General features: G+C 36.0%; 18 protein-coding genes and 1 other annotated feature. Of the genes, 15 read left to right on the forward strand and 3 right to left on the reverse strand.

Features of this window, described 5'->3' with window-relative positions:
• Nucleotides 1–148: 148 nt before the first annotated feature.
• Nucleotides 149–337 (reverse strand): DUF2929 family protein, encoded by a 189-nt coding sequence (locus tag KD050_RS16350; RefSeq protein ID WP_211893393.1) that lies wholly within the window; start codon nt 335–337, stop codon nt 149–151.
• A gap of 164 nt (nt 338–501) precedes the next feature.
• Here KD050_RS16350 and KD050_RS16355 point away from each other — a divergent pair, with 164 nt between their 5' ends.
• The 7 genes from KD050_RS16355 to KD050_RS16385 all read left to right on the forward strand — a co-directional run bounded on the left by KD050_RS16355 (nt 502) and on the right by KD050_RS16385 (nt 8,876).
• Complete coding sequence (locus KD050_RS16355) at nt 502–1,437, forward strand: beta-ketoacyl-ACP synthase III (protein ID WP_211893394.1); 936 nt, start codon at nt 502–504, stop codon at nt 1,435–1,437.
• Nucleotides 1,438–1,465: 28 nt separating this feature from the next.
• Nucleotides 1,466–2,701 carry a beta-ketoacyl-ACP synthase II gene (gene fabF, locus KD050_RS16360; RefSeq protein WP_211893395.1) on the forward strand — a complete coding sequence of 412 codons (1,236 nt, stop codon included), beginning with the start codon at nt 1,466–1,468 and terminating at the stop codon, nt 2,699–2,701.
• A gap of 403 nt (nt 2,702–3,104) precedes the next feature.
• On the forward strand, nt 3,105–4,118 hold the full coding sequence (locus KD050_RS16365; RefSeq protein WP_235753837.1) for an ABC transporter ATP-binding protein: 1,014 nt from the start codon (nt 3,105–3,107) through the stop codon (nt 4,116–4,118).
• On the forward strand, nt 4,115–5,062 hold the full coding sequence (locus KD050_RS16370) for an ABC transporter ATP-binding protein (RefSeq protein WP_211893397.1): 948 nt from the start codon (nt 4,115–4,117) through the stop codon (nt 5,060–5,062). Before KD050_RS16365 ends, KD050_RS16370 begins: the two co-directional genes overlap by 4 nt.
• Before the next feature lies 1 nt (nt 5,063).
• A complete protein-coding gene (opp4B, locus tag KD050_RS16375) occupies nt 5,064–6,026 on the forward strand; it encodes an oligopeptide ABC transporter permease (protein WP_211893398.1) in 963 nt (320 codons plus the stop codon).
• 30 nt (nt 6,027–6,056) lie between these two features.
• Entirely contained in the window at nt 6,057–6,965 is a 909-nt protein-coding gene (locus KD050_RS16380) for an ABC transporter permease (protein WP_211893399.1), read from the forward strand.
• A gap of 60 nt (nt 6,966–7,025) precedes the next feature.
• On the forward strand, nt 7,026–8,876 hold the full coding sequence (locus tag KD050_RS16385; RefSeq protein ID WP_211893400.1) for an oligopeptide ABC transporter substrate-binding protein: 1,851 nt from the start codon (nt 7,026–7,028) through the stop codon (nt 8,874–8,876).
• A gap of 240 nt (nt 8,877–9,116) precedes the next feature.
• On the opposite strand, the gene trpS is transcribed toward KD050_RS16385, so the two are convergent.
• Both trpS and KD050_RS16395 read right to left on the reverse strand, forming a co-directional pair.
• A complete protein-coding gene (gene trpS / locus KD050_RS16390) occupies nt 9,117–10,109 on the reverse strand; it encodes a tryptophan--tRNA ligase (RefSeq protein WP_211893401.1) in 993 nt (330 codons plus the stop codon).
• Nucleotides 10,110–10,161: 52 nt separating this feature from the next.
• Nucleotides 10,162–10,378, reverse strand: a binding site (T-box leader).
• Nucleotides 10,379–10,427: 49 nt separating this feature from the next.
• Complete coding sequence (locus KD050_RS16395) at nt 10,428–10,775, reverse strand: DUF3899 domain-containing protein (protein WP_211893402.1); 348 nt, start codon at nt 10,773–10,775, stop codon at nt 10,428–10,430.
• 236 nt (nt 10,776–11,011) lie between these two features.
• Between KD050_RS16395 and KD050_RS16400 the strand changes: the two genes are divergently transcribed.
• The 8 genes from KD050_RS16400 to mecA all read left to right on the forward strand — a co-directional run bounded on the left by KD050_RS16400 (nt 11,012) and on the right by mecA (nt 20,914).
• Nucleotides 11,012–12,721, forward strand: a complete 1,710-nt coding sequence (locus KD050_RS16400; protein WP_211893403.1) for a peptide ABC transporter substrate-binding protein — start codon at nt 11,012–11,014, stop codon at nt 12,719–12,721.
• Nucleotides 12,722–12,921: 200 nt separating this feature from the next.
• Nucleotides 12,922–13,854 (forward strand): oligopeptide ABC transporter permease, encoded by a 933-nt coding sequence (gene opp3b, locus KD050_RS16405; RefSeq protein ID WP_211893404.1) that lies wholly within the window; start codon nt 12,922–12,924, stop codon nt 13,852–13,854.
• Nucleotides 13,854–14,873 carry an oligopeptide ABC transporter permease gene (opp3C, locus tag KD050_RS16410; protein WP_211893405.1) on the forward strand — a complete coding sequence of 340 codons (1,020 nt, stop codon included), beginning with the start codon at nt 13,854–13,856 and terminating at the stop codon, nt 14,871–14,873. The genes opp3b and opp3C overlap by 1 nt, the downstream gene beginning before the upstream one ends.
• 16 nt (nt 14,874–14,889) lie before the next feature.
• Complete coding sequence (locus KD050_RS16415) at nt 14,890–15,954, forward strand: ABC transporter ATP-binding protein (protein ID WP_211893406.1); 1,065 nt, start codon at nt 14,890–14,892, stop codon at nt 15,952–15,954.
• Nucleotides 15,954–16,889, forward strand: a complete 936-nt coding sequence (locus KD050_RS16420) for an ABC transporter ATP-binding protein (RefSeq protein ID WP_211893407.1) — start codon at nt 15,954–15,956, stop codon at nt 16,887–16,889. Before KD050_RS16415 ends, KD050_RS16420 begins: the two co-directional genes overlap by 1 nt.
• Before the next feature lie 1,128 nt (nt 16,890–18,017).
• Nucleotides 18,018–19,226, forward strand: a complete 1,209-nt coding sequence (locus KD050_RS16425) for a putative glycoside hydrolase (protein ID WP_211893408.1) — start codon at nt 18,018–18,020, stop codon at nt 19,224–19,226.
• A 399-nt stretch (nt 19,227–19,625) separates the two neighbouring features.
• Nucleotides 19,626–20,021, forward strand: a complete 396-nt coding sequence (gene spxA / locus KD050_RS16430) for a transcriptional regulator SpxA (protein ID WP_175453953.1) — start codon at nt 19,626–19,628, stop codon at nt 20,019–20,021.
• 224 nt (nt 20,022–20,245) lie between these two features.
• On the forward strand, nt 20,246–20,914 hold the full coding sequence (gene mecA / locus KD050_RS16435) for an adaptor protein MecA (RefSeq protein WP_211893409.1): 669 nt from the start codon (nt 20,246–20,248) through the stop codon (nt 20,912–20,914).
• Nucleotides 20,915–21,502: the final 588 nt, after the last annotated feature.

The raw sequence follows: 21,502 nt of genomic DNA on the forward strand, positions 1-21,502 counted from the left end.
GCTCTCTCGTATAGCAGTCGATGTCTCTTGTATATGTGCGATTTTCTCTCGGATAGCCTGTAATCGCTCTCGCGCAAGAGACTAGCCTAGCAAAATCCCGAAGAATATCAGGGACATAAAAACAGCCTCCCAGTTGGAAGGCTGTTTTTTAGTGATGTGCTTTAGCTACTGGTTCATCAGGAATGATTGCAGCGATGATCAGAACTAAAATTGCAACTGGAATGGACATGAAGATACCATCCATGAATACAAACTCAACGTTTTGAACGGAGCTTACTACGTAATTTAACATAGAAACTAAAAGTACTGACCAAAATACCGTCATTATATATTGCATGTAATTTCACCTCGTGCGCTAATTTTATATATGTATCATACCATAGCATAGCATATTACAAAAGAATATTTGGTAAAACAAACTCTGTTGTTGAAAAATATACATATATTCGTTATTATTAATACCAGGTACTAATAATAGATTATAAGAAAAGAGGAACATTCATGAATGCAGGAATAATTGGTTTAGGTACATATGCACCTGAACATATTTTGACAAATGAAGACCTTGAAAAAAGAATGGATACATCTGACGAATGGATAAGAACGATGACTGGTATAGAAGAACGTAGGATTGCAGGACCAGAAGAAAATACATCTCATATGGCTGTGAAAGCCGCAAAAGAAGCAATAAAAGATGCAGGAATTACTGCAGATCAAATTGGCTTGATAATTGTAGCAACAGTAACTCCAGACCGCCCATTTCCAAGTGTTTCAACAATGCTCCAAGAACAACTTGGTGCAACAAATGCGGCTGCAATGGATTTATCGGCAGCATGTGCAGGATTTATATATGGTCTAGTAACAGCGAAGCAATTTGTTGAAGCCAATACATACTCTCACGTCCTTGTAGTGGGAGTAGAAAAACTATCTAAAATTACTAATTGGGAAGATAGAAACACTGCAGTTTTATTTGGTGATGGTGCTGGTGCTGCAGTAGTAAGTGAAGTTTCTGCAGGACGGGGAATTTTATCCTTCGAGCTTGGTGCAGATGGTAGTGGTGGTAAGCATTTATCGCAAGAAGGTCCGCATCTTCATATGAACGGAAGAGAGGTTTTTAAATTTGCTGTAAGACAAATGGGTGAATCTGCGGTAAATGTAATAGAAAAAGCTGGATTAAATAAAGAAGAAATTGATATGCTAATTCCACATCAAGCTAATATCCGTATAATGGAATCATCAAGAGAAAGACTAGGGTTACCTATTGAGAAAATGTCTAAAACCATTCATAAGTATGGTAATACATCCTCTGCTTCCATACCTCTCTCTTTAAATGAAGAAGTGAAAAATGGCAAAGTAAAAGACGATGATACCATTGTAATGGTTGGTTTTGGTGGAGGTTTAACATGGGGTGCAATTGCATTAAAATGGGGAAAATAAACGTACAATTTGGAAGGATGAATAATTCATGACAAAACGTAGAGTAGTAGTAACAGGCTTAGGTGCTGTTACACCACTAGGAAATGATATCGAAACAACATGGTCGGGAATAAAAGAAGGTAAATCTGGTGTAGGTATGCTGACAAGACTAGATGCATCACAGTTTGCAGCTAAGGTTGCAGCTGAAGTAAAAGATTTTGATATTGAAAAGTATATTGAAAGAAAAGAAGCACGTAAAATGGATCGCTTTACCCATTATGCATTAGCTGCTTCTATCATGGCTGTGGAAGATGCAGATCTTACAATTACAGAAGAAGTGGGCCTCCGTACTGGAGTGTGGATTGGTTCTGGTATAGGTGGTATGGAGACGTATGAGGCACAATTCCGTGTCTTTTTAGAAAAAGGCGCACGCCGAGTAAGCCCATTTTTTGTTCCGATGATGATTCCAGATATGGCAGCAGGGCAAGTATCTATTCATTTTGGTGCCAAGGCTATAAATTCATGTTCGGTAACAGCTTGTGCTTCTGGAACAAACTCTATTGGAGATGCATTTAAGGTAATTGAACGTGGAGATGCAGACGTAATGATTACAGGAGGAGCAGAGTCTCCAATTACTCATATGTCTGTAGCAGGATTTGTATCAAATACTGCCCTTACGTTAAATACAGATCCTGAAAAAGCTTCTCGCCCATTCGATGCGAATCGTGATGGATTTGTCATTGGAGAAGGTGCAGGGATTATTATTTTGGAGGAGTATGAACATGCTGTAGCACGTGGAGCAAAAATATATGCCGAAATTATCGGATATGGTTCCACAGGTGATGCGCATCATATTACTGCTCCAGCTCCAGGTGGAGAAGGTGCCGCGCGTGCGATGAAACAAGCGCTAGATGATGCCACAATTTCACCTGAGCAAGTCGATTATATTAATGCGCATGGAACAAGCACACCATATAATGATCATTTTGAAACAATGGCTGTGAAAACTGTCTTTGGAGAACATGCATATAAACTTGCTATGAGTTCTACAAAGTCAATGACGGGTCATCTTTTAGGAGCTGCAGGTGGAGTTGAAGCAATCTTCACCGTATTAGCATTAAAAGAGGGTATCTTACCGCCGACGATGAATTTAGAGACACCAGATCCAGAATGTGATTTGGATTATGTGCCGAATGCTGCAAGACAAGCAGATATCGAATTCGCTATGAGTAATTCATTAGGTTTTGGTGGACATAATGCAAGTATTTTATTCAAAAAAATATAAAGCTTTTCTGATTAAGCATTTCCAAGTTAAAACTTGGAAATGCTTTTTTTATACTAAAAATTTTAATGCTTTAAAGTGTTGAAACACTAGTGTTTTAGAGGATAGAATGACACTTTATTGATATTATTTGTTGAAATTTGACGGATGATTAATATTTCAAAAAAATATTTCTTACTATTAAAAGTGCTTATAATGTCTTGATATTACTAGTTTTGTAACATATCCCAATTTTTGAAAAAGAGTAAATTAATCAAATAATGAAAAAATATTATTGCGATTGTAACAGAACTGTAATAGACTTTAACAATAAGGTAACAATAAACAGAAAAATATAAATATTTAATAAGCTAGTATCATTCTAAATTAATAGTTTAAGCGAGCGATGGCCGAAAGGGGTAATAATGTGAACAACTTAGATCAGCTTTTAACGATAAACGACTTACATACAGGTTTTCGCATAAAAGATACATATTATGATGCGGTTGATGGTGTATCCGTAACCTTGAATAAAAATGAAATACTTGCAGTTGTTGGTGAGTCGGGCTGTGGAAAATCTACTTTAGCAACTTCTATTATCGGATTATACGATCATAACAAAACAAGAGTTCAAGGAGAAATTCTTTATAAAGGGCAAAACCTTGCACTATTGGAAGAGGAAAAGTTAAATAATGTTCGTGGGGAAGAAATAGGAATGATTTTCCAAGATCCATTATCAGCTTTAAACCCGTTAATGAGAATTGGTGAGCAGATTGAAGAAGGTCTTCTATATCATACTAAAATGACAAAACAAGAACGAGGTACCCGTGTTTTAGAACTGTTAAAACAAGTCGGAATACCTAACCCAGAGCGAATTTCTAGACAGTTTCCACATCAGCTTTCAGGTGGGATGAGACAACGCGTTATTATTGCGATTGCCATTTCTTGTAAACCGAATATTATTATTGCCGATGAACCAACAACTGCACTAGATGTAACTATTCAAGCTCAGATTCTTGATTTGCTAAAAGAACTTCAAAAAGAAACTGGAGCAGGTATCGTATTAATCACACATGACTTAGGTGTAGTAGCCGAAACAGCTGACCGTGTAGCGGTTATGTATGCTGGTCAAATTATTGAAGAGGCTCCTGTGGAAGAGTTGTTTGCAAACCCTAGACATCCATACACACGTTCTCTACTAAATTCTATACCTCAAATGAATAGTGAAAATGAAAAACTCCAAGTAATACAAGGGATGGTCCCATCGTTAGTGAAATTACCTAGAGTAGGATGTAGATTCGCAGATCGTATTTCATGGATTCCATCTGAGGCACATGAGGAAAATCCAACATTGCATGAAGTATCTCCAGGTCATCTAGTTAGATGTACTTGCTGGCAACATTTTCACTTTGAAAGTGAAAAAGGAGGTAATTCCCTATGAGTTTCATGCAAATTAATGACTTAAAAGTGCATTACCCAATACGTGGAGGATTTTTCAATACAGTAGTGGACAATGTTCACGCTGTAGATGGTATAAATCTAGAATTTGAAAAAGGTAAAGCTTACGGATTAGTAGGTGAATCAGGTTGTGGAAAATCCACAACAGGAAAATCTATTATCGGATTAGAAAAAATTACATCTGGAAGCATTATTTATGAAGGTGAGAATGTTACTAACAAAGTTAGAGGTCGAAATTCGGCTTATAATCGTGACATCCAAATGATTTTCCAAGATGCACATTCAAGTTTGAACCCTCGTAAACGAGTGCAGGATATCATCGCAGAGCCTATTAGGAACTTCTTAAAACTTTCTCCTGGTGAAGAAAGAAAAAGAATTAATGAATTACTAGCGATTGTAGGCATGAGCGAGGAAGCAAGATTTAAATATCCACATGAATTTTCCGGTGGACAAAAACAGCGTATCGGTATTGCGAGAGCGATTGCTAGTAATCCTAAACTAATCATTGCAGATGAACCAGTATCGGCACTCGATTTATCGGTTCAAGCACAGGTTCTTAATTTCCTGAAAGATATCCAAGATGAGTTTGGCTTAAGTTACTTATTTATTTCCCATGATCTTGGAGTAGTTAAACATATGTGTGATAATATCTCGATTATGTACAAGGGGCGTTTTGTAGAGTCCGGTAGTCGGAAAGACATCTATACGAATCCTCAACATATATATACAAAGAGATTACTTTCAGCAATTCCAGAAGTAAATCCAACAGACCGCGAAGAGCGAAAGAAAATTCGAAGAGCGGTAGAAGTAGATTATTTAACGAATCACCATAATTATTATGATGAAAATGGAAGAGTATATGATTTACAAACTATTTCCGAATCACATCAAGTAGCAACAAGTGCTCAAAACAAAGGGGGCATGTAATATGTGGAAAACAATTGTTAGACGTGTTCTTGTTATGATTCCACAATTATTTGTACTTAGTCTTTTGATATTCATTATGGCGAAGTTTATGCCAGGTGACCCTTTTACGGGACTAATTACTCCAGAAACAGATCCTGCTAGAGTAGAAGAGTTACGTATTAAGGCAGGTTTTTATGATCCTTGGTACATACAATATGTGAACTGGATTGGAAATGCCTTTCAAGGAGATTTTGGACGCAGTTACACATTTAATGTACCAGTATCGAATTTAATCGGGGACCGTGCGTTGAATACATTATGGTTATCGTTATTAAGTGTCTTTTTATTATATTTAATCGCAATCCCATTAGGAGTATTGTCTGGTAGATTCCATGATTCCTTCTTAGATAAATCGATTGTGTTCTATAGCTTTATTGTATATGCCATACCAACATTTGTATTAGGACTGATCAATCTGTTTTTCTTCGGCTACGAACTAGGTTGGTTCCCGACTAGTGGGACGGTAGATATTAAATACGACTCAGGAACAGCTGGTTACCTCTGGAGTAAGTTTTATCATATCTTATTACCAGCGATTACGTATGCTTTGCTTGCGACTACTGGAATAATTCAGTATTTACGTACGGAAATTATCGATTCTAAGTCGATGGATTATGTACGTACCGCGAAAAGTAAGGGTATTCCGATCAATAAAGTATACTCTCGTCATATATTCCGTAACTCATTGTTACCGATTGCAGCATTTTTAGGTTTCACGATAACAGGACTTTTAAGTGGATCTATTTTTATTGAAACCATTTTTGGATATCCTGGTATGGGACAATTGTTCATTCAGGCTATAAACGGGCGTGATTATAGTGTAATTACAGCACTTGTTATGCTTTTTGGATTCTTAACATTATTAGGAAGTCTATTATCCGATATCATCATGAGCATTGTTGACCCTCGAATTAGGATTGACTAACAAAAATAATGGATAAGGAGAGTCCAAATAATGAAAAATACTGAAACTATTGAACTAACAAAAGAAATGAAAGCAAGCTCTCCGCCGACAGGTTTTCAAGTAATTGCGCGGGAGTTTATGAAAGATAAATTAGCTATGTTCTCGCTTATATCGTTAATTATTGTTATTAGTGGCATATATATATGGGCATGGCAAATCGACCAAACACAATTGATGCGAATAAGCTTACGAGACAAGCTAGCAGAACCAGGAGAAAAATTCTGGTTAGGAGCAGATAAAGGTGGACGTGATATCCTTGGACAATTAATAGTAGGTGCACGAAACTCACTATCAATTGCAATTGCAGTTACACTTATAACTGGTTTTATCGGTGTAGTAATTGGTTTAGTGACAGGTTATTTTGGAGGATGGATTGATAATATCTTCATGCGCATTATTGATTTCTTCATTACTATTCCATCTTTGATGATCATTATTGTATTTGTAACTATTGTTCCTAAATATAATATTCCGATATTCGTTTTAATAATGAGTGTGTTTCTCTGGGTTGGTACGGCGAGAATTATTCGAAGCAAGGCCCTTTCTGAAAGTAGAAGAGATTACATTAGTGCTTCGAAAACATTAGGTACAAGAAATTTTATCATTATTTTCAAAGAAATGATGCCAAATTTAAGTTCTATATTGATAGTAGAAATGACCTTGAACTTTGCAGGGAATGTAGGACTTGAAACCGGACTATCCTATCTTGGTTTTGGTTTACCACCTTCTACACCAAGTTTAGGAACACTTGTAAGTTATGCGAACGATCCGTTCATTATGGAAAACGCATGGTGGAACTGGTTGCCAGCATCATTATTAATTCTATTACTTATGCTTGGGATTAATTATGTTGGTCAGGCCATTCGACGATCTGCAGATGCACGTCAACGACTTGGTTAAAACTGTTATTAGACGCATGAGCGTTTGATATATAAAAAGAGATAAAAAGGAGGAAAAAGAATGAATAAAAAGCTTTTAGCTCTAATGGCATTGCTGTTAACACTTATGTTAGTTCTTGCCGCTTGTAATTCAGATGATGAAACTGCAAAACCTGCCGATGAGCCGGACAAAACAGAAGAAGGTGCAGAAGAAGAAGGTGCAGAAGAAGAAGGTACAGAGGAAGAGGCTGAACAACCTGCTTCAGATGAGTTATTCCCAGTAGTACTTGATAATGAAGGAGAAGTTATTGACGGTGGAACTTTACAAGTAGCATTAGTTAACGATTCTCCATTCCAAGGTATTTTCTCTTATACACTATATGAAGATGCTTATGACGCTGAAATTATGAATTTTTCAAGCAATGTATTATTTAAAACTGATGGAGATTTCCTAATTTCCGATGGAGGTATTGCTTCATTAGAAGTTGATAGCGATAACAACAAAGCTACTATTAAAATTCAAGAAGGGGTAAAATGGTCAGATGGAGAACCTCTTAAAATTGAGGACTTAATCCAACCTTACCTAATTATTGGTCATCCAGATTATGCTGGAGTTCGCTATGATGCTGACTTCCAAAATATCGTTGGTGCTGTAGAATACCATGATGGAAAAGCAGATACAATTTCAGGCTTGAAAAAAGTGGATGAAACTACTTTAGAAATTTCATTTAACAAAGTTTCACCAGCAATTTATTCAGGTGGAGATGGACTTTGGTATTATGCAGAGCCAAGTCATATCGTGAAAGATATTCCTGTAGCTGAATTACTTGAAAATGATGCAGTTCGTAAAAACCCAGTTACTTTAGGGGCTTTCAAATTCGACAAAATCGTTCCAGGTGAGTCTGTACAATTTGTACGCAATGAGAACTACTGGAAAGGTCAATCGAAACTTGATGGCGTACTTATTAAAACTGTTCCAAGTGCATCAGCTGCTAAAGCATTAGAAACTGGTGAGTACGATATGGCTCTATCATTCCCAACGAGCGCATACGAAAATGTAAAAGATCTTGAAAATATTACACTTCTTGGTCGTCAAGAATTGTACTACTCTTATGTAGGATTCAAGCTTGGTAAATATGACTATGATGCAAGTCTTGCAATTACAAATGAAGCAGAAGCAAAAATGGGTGACAAAATTTTACGTCAAGCAATGGGGTATGCTTTAGACATCGAGCAAGTTAATGAAGTATTCTACTTCGATTTACGTGAACGTGCTAACTCGTTAATCCCACCAGTATTTAAATCGTTCCATGATGCTTCTATCGAAGGATATAACTATGATCCTGAAAAAGCTATGAAACTTCTAGACGATGCTGGCTATAAAGATACAGATGGCGATGGATTACGTGAAAATCCAAAAGGGGAAAAACTTACAATTAAATTAGCTGCAATGTCTGGTGATGAAACACAAGAACAAGTAATCTCTTACTATTTACAAAACTGGAATGAAGTTGGTTTAGATGTACAATTAGCTACAGGTCGTCTAATCGAATTCAACACATTCTACGATAAAGTACAAGCGGATGATCCAGAAATTGATATCTTTATGGGCGCATGGGGTACAGGTACAAACCCATCTCCAGCGGGATTATACTCTAAAACAGCAGTTTATAACTTCAGCCGTTACACATCTGAAGAACTAGAAGCTTTATTAACTGCAATCGATTCTCCAGAAGCTATTGATGGAGATTTCCGTTCTCAGAAGTTCCGTGAATGGCAAGAATATATGCAAGATGTTTCTGCTGTAATTCCAATGCAATTCCGTTACGAGTTGTTCCCGGTTAATGACCGTGTGAAAAACTATGATTTCGGTTATGAAACAGATTTCGATTATATCGACATTGAATTAACAGGAGATACTCCAGTAAAATAATATTTTAAAAAAACCGCTCTTAAACGAAAGTTTAGGAGCGGTTTTTCATATGGTCTTATAAGGATGTGATACTAATAAGATTATTAATATTTTTAATCAGTTATGGAATAGCAGTAATTAGCTGCTCCCACTTAGTACTTTATTTGAATTTTTTATCGCTCGGATACTCATGGAGATCGGTACTCATGTATATGATGGAGTCGACCGACTTTGTACTCTTATGTGTGTCCTTACTATCTATTACCGCGATTGTCTTCTTCCGAGGCCCATTGCGGCTTCCATCTTAGTCAATGTATCATTTGCCAGAGCCTGTGCTTTCACTGCTCCTAAATCTAGAATTTCATCTAGTTCTGAAGAGTTTAACAGCTGCTCATATCTTTCTTGAATAGGTGTAAGATGATCGATTATAACCCTTGCTACGGAAGCTTTGAAGTCTCCATATCCTTTTCCTTCATACTTTTGTACAAGTATAGGAATTGAAACGTCGGTTAATGCGGATTCGATTGTTAATAGATTGGAAACTCCGGGTTTATTTGCAGGATCGAAAGCGACGATACCTTCTGAATCTGTTACAGAGCTTTTAATTTTCTTTTCAATTTCTTTTGGACTATCCAAAAGACGTATCGTAGCTTTTTGATTTGGATCTGACTTACTCATTTTCTTCAGTGGGTCTTGTAGTGATTTAATACGAGCACCATTTTTAGGTAATTGGATTTCAGGAATTGTGAATACCTCGCCGTAGCGTTTGTTGAATCTCTCGGCTAAGTCACGTGTCAGTTCTACATGCTGAGTTTGATCATCACCAACCGGTACGATATCAGTTTGATATAAAAGTATATCTGCAGCCATTAGGGGAGGATATGTTAGCAGTGCAGCAGAAACAGCGTCTTTACCAGAAGACTTATCCTTGAATTGAGTCATTCTTTCTAATTCACCGATATACGATATACATTGCATAATCCATCCAGCTTGTGCATGTGCAGGAACTTCAGATTGTATAAATAATGTAGATTTCTTAGGATCAATACCTACGGCAATATATAATGCTGCTAAGGAACGTATATGATCGCTCAATTCTTTTGGGTCCTGCGCAATTGTAATTGCATGTTGGTCTACAATACAAAACACGCAGTCAAAATCATTTTGTAATGCAGTGAATTGTCTGAAGGCACCGATGTAATTCCCTAGGGTGATAATACCTGTTGGTTGTACGCCTGAAAAAATTTTCTTCATTTTTCGTATCTCCTTTTCCTATTGAAAATAAAAAAACATCATGCATCCCTATAAAAGGGACGAATGATGTTAAATCCGTGGTACCACCCAGCTTGCTAAAAATAATTAGCCACTCTACTTTCGTAACGTGAAGGGGACGGTATATGCTACTTCACTTTCACATATACTGCTCAGAAGCCCATTCCATTTACAGTATGATCTGTTTCCAGCGACCACAGACTCTCTTAACATACGATAGTAAATGTACTTTTCTTCTTCAAAGCTCAATTATTTAGTTTTGATTATTATATATAGAAGGAATGCAAAAATCAAGCGTTCCTAGTAACTATAATAGATGAACAAAGCGATACACATACAAAATAAACAAGAGAGACCTAATGCAATAATCGGCTTATGTGGAAAAGAAAATATTTGAGACGGTAATCGCATCTGTTCTGCCTCTTTTTTCATATGTTTGGGCGTAAATACTTTACGTGTACTTTCAGTAAAAAAGTCAAAAAAACCACCTGAAACAACATAAGTCATTAAACCGACAAACGTAATTGTTCCACCGACAAAAAAGGACATGTTTATGTAAGGAACGAGTTGAATATTTTTATAAACTAAAAGCATAAGTATAAAAATAACTACCTGACAACCAAAAAAGTACATCATTCTTTTTTTCATATTTCACCTCTATCAATTGAAATTATAAAATAGACTCAGAAAATATGCAAAAAATTGATTATTTAATTTAACAAAAATAAACAATTTCTTTTCCAAACATTCACAATTGTTAGGACAATGTAATGATTTTGTTACACTATTGTAAAAATATTTAAAAAAAGCCTGTACAAGTCTAAAAGAAAATGTATAATAATTATTGTAATGAATTTTTCTGAATATTTAAGGAGGTTATTATTTTGAAGAATAGCAAGCTTGTATGGCTTTTAAGCCTACTGTTAGTTGTTACTTTATTCCTGGCTGCTTGTGGTGGCGACGATAAAGCAAAAGATACAACTACAGACACAGACGAAAAAGAAGGTACAACAGAAGAAACAGAAGAAGTAGCTGCTGATGAAGACCAAGTTCTTAACTTGATCATGACTGCAGAAATTCCAACAATGGACTCAGCTCTAGTAACTGATGCAGTTGGTTTTGATCTACTTAACAACGTAAACGAAGGTTTATACCGTTTGAGTCAAGAAAATATTGCTGTTCCAGCACTTTCTGATGGTGAACCAACAGTTTCTGAAGATGGATTAGTTTATACATTCACTTTACGTGACTCAAACTGGTCAGATGGTACTCCAGTAACTGCAAATGACTTTGAATATGCTTGGAAACGTGCTATGAACCCAGATACTGCATCTGAATACGGTCCATACATGATGTCTGGCGTTATCAAAAATGCAACTGCAATTTCTAATGGTGAAGCTGAATACACTGAGTTAGGTGTTAAAGCGCTTGACGAAAAAACATTAGAAGTAACGCTTGAAAAACCAATTCCTTACTTCTTATCACTTATGTCATTTGGAACATTCTTACCACAAAAAGAAGAATTCGTTACAGCGCAAGGTGAAAACTACGCGAAAAATTCTGAAGCACTTTTATACAACGGACCATTTACTTTAGCTAACTGGGACGGAACAGGTTTATCTTGGCAACTACTTAAAAATGAGCAGTACTGGGATAAAGAAACTGTAAAACTTACTGAAATTAATTATGACGTAGTGAAAGAAACTGCAACTGCAGTAAACTTATATACAAATGGTGAAAAAGATCGTGCTTCACTATCAGGAGAATATGCAATGCAATATGCTGCTGATCCAGAACTAGTAACTGAATTAGAAACTTCAGTATTCTATTTCAAATATAACCAAGAACGTCTTGGAGAAAAAACTCCACTTGCAAATGTTAATATTCGTGAAGCTATTACTAAAGCATTCAACAAAGAAGATTTGGCTTCTGTAGTTTTAGCAAATGGTTCAACAGCAGCATATTCATTCATTCCAAAAGATTTCGTTTTTGATGAAGATGGAAATGACTTCCGTGACGTTAACGGAGACATGGCTGTATTCAATGCAGATGAAGCAAAAGCTGCATGGGAAAAAGGTTTAGCAGAGCTAGGTGTTACTGAACTTTCTTTAGAAATTCTTGGTGGAGACACTGAACTTTCTAAAAAAATGGATGAATACTTCAAAGCTCAATTAGAAGGTAACTTACCTGGTTTAACTATTACTCTTAAAGAAGTTCCATTTAATGTTCGTTTAGATCTTGACACAAACCAAGACTATGACATTCAAGTTGCAGGATGGGGACCAGATTACCAAGATCCATTCACATTCTTAAGCCTATGGGAAACTGATGGCGGTAACAACCAAATGTCATACTCAAATCCTGAGTACGATCAATTGTTAACAGATATTAATGGTTCTTTAGCTCAAGATATTCCAGCTCGTTGGGAAGCAATGGCTAAAGCCGAGAAAATGATCGTTGACCAAGATTTCGCAGTTGGACCAATCTACCAACGTGGATTAATGTTCCTTCAAAAACCTTATGTTAAAGGTGTAATTGCTCATCCATTCGGTGGAGATTACAGCTATAAATGGGCTTATATCGAAGGTAAATAATTTAGATAGTTAACAAGTTTTAAAATCTCATAGTTAGAGAGTATATGGTTCCTACTGGATCATGTACTCTCTTTTTAAATGAATCAGAATTCACGAAATATTTAATATTAATAATTTGATTTTGACAATTACCCGTGTTTTCTGTTTATATATATTAGTAGGTTATTAATCTTAAAATATTTTTTGTAGGAGGTGCAAAGATGGCAAAATACATTACTCGTCGTGTTTTTTATATGTTTATAACGTTTTTCCTGATTGCGACGGCAACATTTTTCTTAATGAAGGCGCTTCCAGGATCCCCGATTAGCTCTGCTTCAAAACTATCCCCTACACAACTTGCGGTAGTTGAAGCGAAATATGGGTTAGATCAACCGATTCCAGTACAATACGCAAAATATATGTTGAATTTGGCGCAAGGCGACTTAGGTAACTCATTTCAATTTAAGAATGCTAGCGTAACAGATTTAATCATAGATCGTTTAGGACCATCTATGTTACTTGGAACTCAAGGTTTAGTACTTGGTGTAGCGTTAGGAATACTATTAGGTATGATTGCAGCACTAAGACAAAATACTATTTGGGATTACGGTAGTACATTTGTGGCTATCATCGGTATTTCTATTCCATCTTTCGTTTTTGCCACTTTTCTTCAATATTGGTTGGCTGTTGAATGGAAAATATTCCCCGTCGGTTTGTGGAAGGATGGCTGGATGTCCAGCGTACTCCCATCTATTGCTTTAGCAATGGGACCACTTGCAACGGCTTCTCGATTTATACGTACGGAAATGATTGAAGTTTTAAGTTCAGATTATATTACTTTGGCAAAGTCTAAAGGAGCCAATGGTTTCGAAATAGCATTTAAGCATGCTTTCCGAAATGCATTGATCCCGCTAGTTACTGTTTTAGGACCACTAGCAGCTGGATTATTAACAGGATCTCTTGTTATAGAACAAATCTTTGCAATACCTGGTATCGGAGAGCAATTTGTTAAGTCCATTATGTCTAATGACTTCTCTATCATTATGGGAACAACATTATTCTTCTCTGCATTCTTAATTGTCGTAATATTCTTAGTAGATGTGCTTTATGGCATCATCGATCCACGTATTCGTTTGTCAGGAGGTAAAGATTAATGAAACACGACTTACAAAAACCACCTGCAGATTCCTTTGAAAGAATTGAATTAGATGCTAGTCATGCGGAGCGTATTGCAAAACCAAGTTTAAGTTTCTGGCAGGATGCTTGGCTTCGAATTCGTAAAAATAAAGCCGCGATAGTGAGTATGTTCATTTTGGCTCTCATTATCATTATGGCTTTTGTCGGGCCAATGATTAGTCCGCATGATGCGGAAACACAAACAATCACTCATGCTAATTTACCTCCAAAGGTTCCCGGTATTGAAAAACTTGGAATAATGGATGGTGTTGGTACTCTAGCAGGTAAAGAAGTAGACTTATATGAAATGAAAAAAGTAGATACGTATTATTGGTTTGGTACAGACGGTTTAGGCCGCGATATGTTCTCACGAGTTTGGGAAGGTACACAAATCTCTTTACTCATCGCTTTTGTGGCAGCTATAATCGATATGGTTATCGGTGTTGCTTACGGTGGGATCTCTGGTTACTATGGCGGTCGTGCTGATGATATTATGCAACGTATCGTAGAGATTCTATATGGTATCCCAACACTTGTAATAGTTATCCTAATGCTTAGCTTTATGGAACCAGGTATTACCGCGATTATTATCGCAATCACCATTACTGGATGGATTGGCATGTCCCGTATAGTACGTGGCCAAGTATTAAAATTCAAAAACCAAGAATTTGTATTAGCATCACGGACATTAGGTGCAACAAATGGACGAATTATTACAAAACATATTTTACCTAATATTTTAGGTATTATTATTATTAACACAATGTTCACTATTCCAACTGCAATTTTCTTCGAAGCATTTTTAAGCTTCATTGGTTTAGGTTTACAGCCACCTGACGCATCTTTAGGGACTCTTATTAATGATGGATACAAATTGGTTCAATTCCAACCACATATTCTCTTGTTCCCATCTATTATTATTAGTTTACTAATGATTGCATTCAACTTATTAGGTGATGGTTTACGTGACGCACTTGATCCAAAAATGAAAGACTAAAAGGAGGAAAGCCAAAATGGAAAACATATTAGAAGTAAATGACCTAGAGCTTTCCTTCCATACATTTGCTGGTGAAGTAAAAGCCATTCGTGGTGTTAACTTCGACTTAAAAAAAGGTGAAACACTTGCAATTGTTGGAGAGTCTGGTTCTGGTAAGTCAGTTACAACGAAGGCAATTATGCGTTTATTGCCTGAATCAAGTTCAGAATTTAAAAATGGTCAAATATTATTTAATGGAAAAGATTTAACTAAGCTATCGGATAAAGAGATGCAAAAGATTCGTGGGAAAGATATTTCGATGATTTTCCAAGATCCAATGACTTCTTTAAATCCAACGATGACAATTGGTAAGCAAATCATGGAACCAATTTTAAAGCACCAGAAAGTTAGTAAATCGGAAGCACGTAAAGTGGCAGTTGATCTTTTACGTTTAGTTGGTATGCCTAAACCAGAAGCACGTATTAAACAATATCCACACCAATTTTCAGGTGGTCAGCGTCAACGTATTGTAATTGCAATAGCATTAGCTTGTAATCCACAAATTCTAATAGCAGATGAACCTACGACTGCGTTAGATGTAACGATACAAGCGCAAATTTTAGAGTTAATGAAGGATTTACAAAAGAAAATTGATACTTCTATCATTTTCATTACCCATGACCTTGGGGTTGTTGCTAATGTTGCAGATAGAGTGGCAGTAATGTATGGTGGTAAAATTGTGGAGATTGGGACTGTAGATGAAATATTCTACAACCCGCAGCATCCATATACATGGGGCTTACTAAGTTCGATGCCGTCATTAGATACAGCAGAAGCGAAATTGTATGCAATTCCAGGAACTCCTCCTGATTTATTGTATCCTCCAAAAGGCGATGCATTTGCTCTACGTAGTGATTATGCATTGAAAATAGATTTAGAAGAAGCACCGCCGTTCTTTAAGGTAAGTGACACTCACTCTGCAGCAACATGGTTGTTACATCCAGATGCTCCAGAAGTAGAACCACCGCTAGCAATTGTAGAACGTATGAAAAAATTCCCTGGCAGTCGTTATTATGAAGGAACGGAAGGAGGTACTTACTGATGGCTGAAAAATTATTAGAAATTAAAAATCTTAAGCAGTATTTCAATCAAGGTAAGCCTAATGAAGTTCGCGCTGTAGACGATATCAGCTTTGATATTTATAAAGGGGAAACACTTGGACTAGTTGGAGAATCTGGTTGTGGGAAATCCACAACAGGTCGTACAATTATCCGTCTTTACGATGCAACAGATGGACAAGTAATTTATGATGGTATAAATGTACATGATAAAAAATCTAAAAAAGATTTAAAAACATTTAACCGTAAAATGCAAATGATTTTCCAAGATCCTTATGCATCTTTGAATCCACGTATGAAAGTACTGGATATCATTGCAGAAGGTCTTGATATTCATGGACTTGTGAAAAATTCAAAAGAACGTAAAGAACGTGTGGTTGAATTATTAGAAACGGTAGGTTTGAATCGTGAGCATGCAGATCGATATGCACATGAGTTTTCTGGTGGCCAACGTCAACGTCTAGGAATAGCGAGAGCATTAGCAGTTAACCCAGAATTCATCATTGCCGATGAGCCTATCTCTGCATTAGACGTTTCTATTCAAGCACAAGTAGTTAACCTATTAAAAGAGTTACAAGAAGAAAAAGGATTAACATACTTGTTTATAGCCCATGATTTATCAATGGTTAAATACATTTCCGATCGTATAGGTGTAATGTATTTTGGTAAGCTAGTAGAACTAGCGCCTGCAGAAGATTTATACAATAATCCTATGCATCCGTATACGCAGTCATTATTATCTGCTATACCGCTTCCTGACCCAAATTATGAGCGTAATCGTGTTCGTAAATCATACGATCCTGCCTCTCATAATTATCAAGATGGGGAAGAGATAGCTATGCGTGAAGTAACATCTGGACATTTCGTATATTGTTCAGCAAAAGAGCTTGCAACTTTACAAGCTATATCAAATTCATAAGTTTAATAAATCGACGACCATTCAAACCGAATGGTCGTTTTTTTTGAAAGAATTAGTATATAGAAATGTAGTGTGAACACTTGGTTCGTGGGACTTTAATGAAGGTATAGTACTACTGATTTCCGTTTCAGGTGGAGACAAAGGAACGATGGCTAAGAACGCCACCTCGTGTGGCAACGCCTTCGTGACCAACATCCTGTTGGCCTCCGCAGGGTGAGCGATGAACCATCACCGACGCTCCGCGTTCGCTTGTGATGGTTCATCTGTCTCACTCATCCTGCTGGAGTCGCCACCTTCCACTACAATCAATATAGGGAGTAGTGCTTGACAATATGATTTAGCAAAGAAAATCAGCAAGCTAATAGAAAAAGTTAATGTAGTAATAATACCATCCTGTAATTGCTATTTTACAGGATAAAAGTATAAAAAAAATGCTCTGCAATAAGTGTTGATAGCATTTCATGTTATTAATCCCAATTAAATGAAGGATAAAGACTGTACATATATTTTTATAATAGTGGAGATTTAGAGGTATAGTAAGTTTTTGCTTCATTAAGAAGGAGGGAGCGACCGAAATTGTATCTTCGAGACCCGCACGATGCGGGTCAGGCAGTCGTTGTGACACGATGTCGCGTACTAAGACTGTCTGTCATCACCTCTATGATTAGGAAAGTATTTTTTCTCTAGTTATCCATAAAAGTACTTACCTGTTTCTAAAAGTTGTAGGAGGGAGACGAACAGACGAACGCCATAAAATTACCGCAAAAAGAGATGCTGGTCGTGACGCGGTCACGACCAGCATCTTTAGAAATTCACTCGGTAATAATGTAGCGACCTGTCTGTTCAAAGCCCTTCGAAAACGATAGAAACAGGTTTTGACCTCTTAAGGGTTATGCATATTTTTGCCCAGTTTTTTCTAAGATAAAGTATAAACTTTTTTGCTATTTTAATAAAAGGAAGCAAATAGCCATGCAGTATTTCCGAAAAGATTTAAAACATGTATTCTGGGTATATAAAGAGTAAACTTAATATTTCTAGTAATCTAACTTATTTTGGTCTATTGGCACTTTTATTCATATGTATCGATTGTTAGAATGAAAGGACTTAGAGGAAAGGAATTTTTAAAATATGAAAAAACAACTTAGAGTAATAGCTTCGGCATCTATTGCGATGACTATATTACTACCAGGTACGGGGAAGGCCGAAACAACTTTGTTTTCAAAGGATTTTTCATCTAAAGAATTTAGCTTTCAAGCAATAGATGAAACAATAGTATCTTCCTCCAAATTATTTACATATGACTCTGGATTTACTTTTGAATATCCAGATGCGGTAAGAGGAGTTTATGTAACAGGTCATTCCGCAGGGGGGGAACGATTTAATGACTTGTTGAATTTAATGGATACCACGGACTTAAACGCGATGGTTATTGATCTTAAAGATGATTTCGGAAACCTTACTTATATCCCCAAAGAGGATTCACCTCTGGCAAAATATAATATTGGAAAGCCATACATAAAAGACACCCAAGCAATGTTGAAGAAAATGGAAGAAAAACAGATTTATCCAATAGCTCGTATCGTTATCTTCAAGGATACTGAGCTTGCAGAAACTAAGCCTGAATGGTCATTTGTAGAAGGCGCATCGGTTTGGAAAAATGGACGAGGTGAAGCATTCGTCAATCCATTTATGAAAGAGGTATGGGATTATAATGTAGAAATTGCTATCGAGGCTGCTAAAATGGGCTTTAAAGAAATTCAATTTGACTATGTTCGTTTTCCTGAAGGGTTTGAAAAAAGAGAAGACACTTTAAAATACTCTATGGGTGAATATGAAACGTCAGAGTTAGATTTGGTTCAACGTAGGGTTTCAGCGGTTACGGATTTTGTAGCTTATGCCAAGGAAAAACTTAAACCATATGGTGCACAATTATCGGTTGATATTTTCGGTTACTCAGCTACATTACCTGAAGCCCCAGGTATTGGGCAAAACTTCAGTAAAATCTCTGAAAATGTAGATGTTATTTCCTCCATGATCTACCCAAGTCATTGGACTTCTTACTTTGGAATTGCTAAACCAGATTTAGAGCCATATAGATTAGTACAGGAATACGCAAAAGTTGAAAATGCAAAACTAGCAGAGCTTGAAAATCCACCTGTATCTAGACCATGGCTACAAGATTTTACAGCTTCCTATTTAGGGTCAGGAAATTATCAACAATACGGTAAAGATGAGGTAGAGGCTCAGATTAAAGCATTAAATGAAGCGGGTATAAATGAATACTTATTATGGAATGCTGGGAATAGATATTCTCCTGGAGTAGATTATACTCCATAAGCATAATGGATAGATTAATGAAGTAGGATGAGATTTTATCCTGCTTTTTTTTCTTTTTTTGAAACCTTTTTACATACAAAACGTACTATTAAGTATAACAGATATTTTCATTAAGTATCACTAATTGAGAATGCGCTTTTTTTATAATAGTGATGTTTAATTTTTTTAAATGATGGGTATTAATTAATATGTATCTAAATTATATATAATTAAATATAAGGATTCCTTTATAAGTAACACGAAATTGTGACAGTAATTATTACAAGAAAAAATTTTCATTAAAACGTATTTAAAATGAATTAAAAGTGGTGTATACTTAGAATGTATATTACTACATTAAATTAATTATAATCTACTTTATATAACACAGACATTTGAAAGGAAGTGTTTTTTTAAATGATGGTAACCTTATTCACTTCACCAAGCTGTACTTCTTGTAGAAAAGCGAAAGCTTGGTTAGAAGAACACGAGATAGCATATAAAGAACGCAATATTTTTTCTGAACCACTTAGTATAAGTGAAATAAAAGAAATTTTACGAATGACAGAAGACGGAACAGATGAAATAATTTCAACTCGTTCTAAAATATTCCAAAAGTTGAATGTAGATTTAGAAAGTCTTCCGTTACAACGTCTTTACGAACTAATTCAAGAGCATCCTGGTTTACTTCGTAGACCAATTATCTTAGATGAAAAACGTTTACAAGTTGGATACAATGAAGATGAAATTCGTAGATTCTTACCTAGAAAAGTACGTGCTTATCAACTACTTGAAGCACAACGTCTAGTTAACTAGTATTATACTAAGCTAATTGTTTTTCAAAGTTCGTTTTGAAAAACAATTGGCTTTTCTTTTTTCCTTCTACTTGCATTAAGTGTGAAAATTTTCTACAATGCATATAGTTTGTTTAATAATTTAAAAAGTGAAGCAGGAATCCTTTTCTTTTTTTCACAAACGACATACAATAGTAATAGACACTACACATTTGAAACGGTAAGAAGCGAAAGGAGATGTGTTAAATGGATATCGAACGTATCAATGATAACACTTTCAAAGTATACATTTCATACATCGACATTGAAGAAAGAGGCTTCAGCCGAGATGAAATCTGGTTCAATAAGGATAAGAGCGAGCAGCTTTTTTGGGAAATGATGGATGAGGTTCATGATGATGATCATTTTGAAGAATTAGATGGTCCCTTATGGATTCAAGTTCATGCGATGGAAAAAGGTTTGGAAGTGATTGTTACAAGAACGGAAATAACAAAACAAGATGAGCGTTTAGGAGATAATTCGGATGTAGATGATATATCCAGTAAAATATTTAAAAATGGGGTATCAAGCTCGATCGGTCCACATGAATTTGATGACTTTTCAAGTTATATGGATGAATTAGAAGAAATTCCAGCGGATTATACATTTGTTTTTGAGAGCTTTGATGATGTAATTGGTCTTGCGAAAAAGTTAGATGAAGCAGATTTACAGACCTCTTTGTATTATTATGAAGATAAGTACTATTTGCACATTGTTTTTGATTTTGATATAACAGAATTTGAATTAGTGCTTAATACATTAAGTATTGTTTCAGAGTTTGCAAATAATTCAAAGACAACAATTCATATAATTCAAGAGTATGGGAAACAGATAATTGCCAATGGCGTTCTAGATGAATTAAATAAACATTTTTAAAACCTTCTATTTATAGAAGGTTTTTTTGTAGGAAGTATAAAGTCTCATACCTTGAAAGCAAGGATCCAGCTATTATTACAGAGTAAAATCTATCTAATGCTGATTTCCATTTTAGGCGGACGCTTTCCGCGGGGTGAGCGATGAACCATCACCGTCGCTCAGGTGTTCGTTGTGATGGTTAATCTGTCTCACTCATCCCGCCGGAGACGTCGCCTTCCACTACAGTCAATGAAGGATGTAGTACTCAAAAGTGATTTAGCACAGCCTATCAAAGGTATAAGATTATAGTGTCTAGTGCCATTTGACAATCAACTATCGTTTCAATAGCGATTCAGGAGATATATTTATTTGTATTTGTATAATAGTAGAAGCGCAAGGGATAGTAAGTGTTTAACCGATAAAGAAGGAGGGAGCGATAGAAATTGTATCTTCGGATGCTTCTTGTATGAATAAGAATCCATCTTTTTTTAGTTATCCAAAAAACACTTATCTTTTTTGCAGTTGTAGGAGTGCGATAGACAGACAAATGCCATAAGACTACCGAGAAAGGAGAGGTTTGTTTTAACGTTAGTCACGACTAGCTTCTCT

The sequence above is a fragment of the Psychrobacillus sp. INOP01 genome (assembly GCF_018140925.1).
In the GTDB taxonomy this organism is placed as follows: domain Bacteria; phylum Bacillota; class Bacilli; order Bacillales_A; family Planococcaceae; genus Psychrobacillus.

What these genes read in the sequence shown, in the direction of transcription:
- opp3b (WP_211893404.1), top strand. Translation starts at nt 12,922, where the DNA reads ATGGCAAAATACATTACTCGTCGTGTTTTTTATATGTTTATAACGTTT.
- trpS (WP_211893401.1), bottom strand. Translation starts at nt 10,109, where the DNA reads ATGAAGAAAATTTTTTCAGGCGTACAACCAACAGGTATTATCACCCTA.
- spxA (WP_175453953.1), top strand. Translation starts at nt 19,626, where the DNA reads ATGGTAACCTTATTCACTTCACCAAGCTGTACTTCTTGTAGAAAAGCG.
- KD050_RS16355 (WP_211893394.1), top strand. Translation starts at nt 502, where the DNA reads ATGAATGCAGGAATAATTGGTTTAGGTACATATGCACCTGAACATATT.
- KD050_RS16350 (WP_211893393.1), bottom strand. Translation starts at nt 337, where the DNA reads ATGCAATATATAATGACGGTATTTTGGTCAGTACTTTTAGTTTCTATG.
- KD050_RS16420 (WP_211893407.1), top strand. Translation starts at nt 15,954, where the DNA reads ATGGCTGAAAAATTATTAGAAATTAAAAATCTTAAGCAGTATTTCAAT.
- KD050_RS16395 (WP_211893402.1), bottom strand. Translation starts at nt 10,775, where the DNA reads ATGAAAAAAAGAATGATGTACTTTTTTGGTTGTCAGGTAGTTATTTTT.
- opp4B (WP_211893398.1), top strand. Translation starts at nt 5,064, where the DNA reads ATGTGGAAAACAATTGTTAGACGTGTTCTTGTTATGATTCCACAATTA.
- opp3C (WP_211893405.1), top strand. Translation starts at nt 13,854, where the DNA reads ATGAAACACGACTTACAAAAACCACCTGCAGATTCCTTTGAAAGAATT.
- KD050_RS16380 (WP_211893399.1), top strand. Translation starts at nt 6,057, where the DNA reads ATGAAAAATACTGAAACTATTGAACTAACAAAAGAAATGAAAGCAAGC.
- KD050_RS16415 (WP_211893406.1), top strand. Translation starts at nt 14,890, where the DNA reads ATGGAAAACATATTAGAAGTAAATGACCTAGAGCTTTCCTTCCATACA.
- KD050_RS16425 (WP_211893408.1), top strand. Translation starts at nt 18,018, where the DNA reads ATGAAAAAACAACTTAGAGTAATAGCTTCGGCATCTATTGCGATGACT.
- fabF (WP_211893395.1), top strand. Translation starts at nt 1,466, where the DNA reads ATGACAAAACGTAGAGTAGTAGTAACAGGCTTAGGTGCTGTTACACCA.
- KD050_RS16370 (WP_211893397.1), top strand. Translation starts at nt 4,115, where the DNA reads ATGAGTTTCATGCAAATTAATGACTTAAAAGTGCATTACCCAATACGT.
- KD050_RS16385 (WP_211893400.1), top strand. Translation starts at nt 7,026, where the DNA reads ATGAATAAAAAGCTTTTAGCTCTAATGGCATTGCTGTTAACACTTATG.
- mecA (WP_211893409.1), top strand. Translation starts at nt 20,246, where the DNA reads ATGGATATCGAACGTATCAATGATAACACTTTCAAAGTATACATTTCA.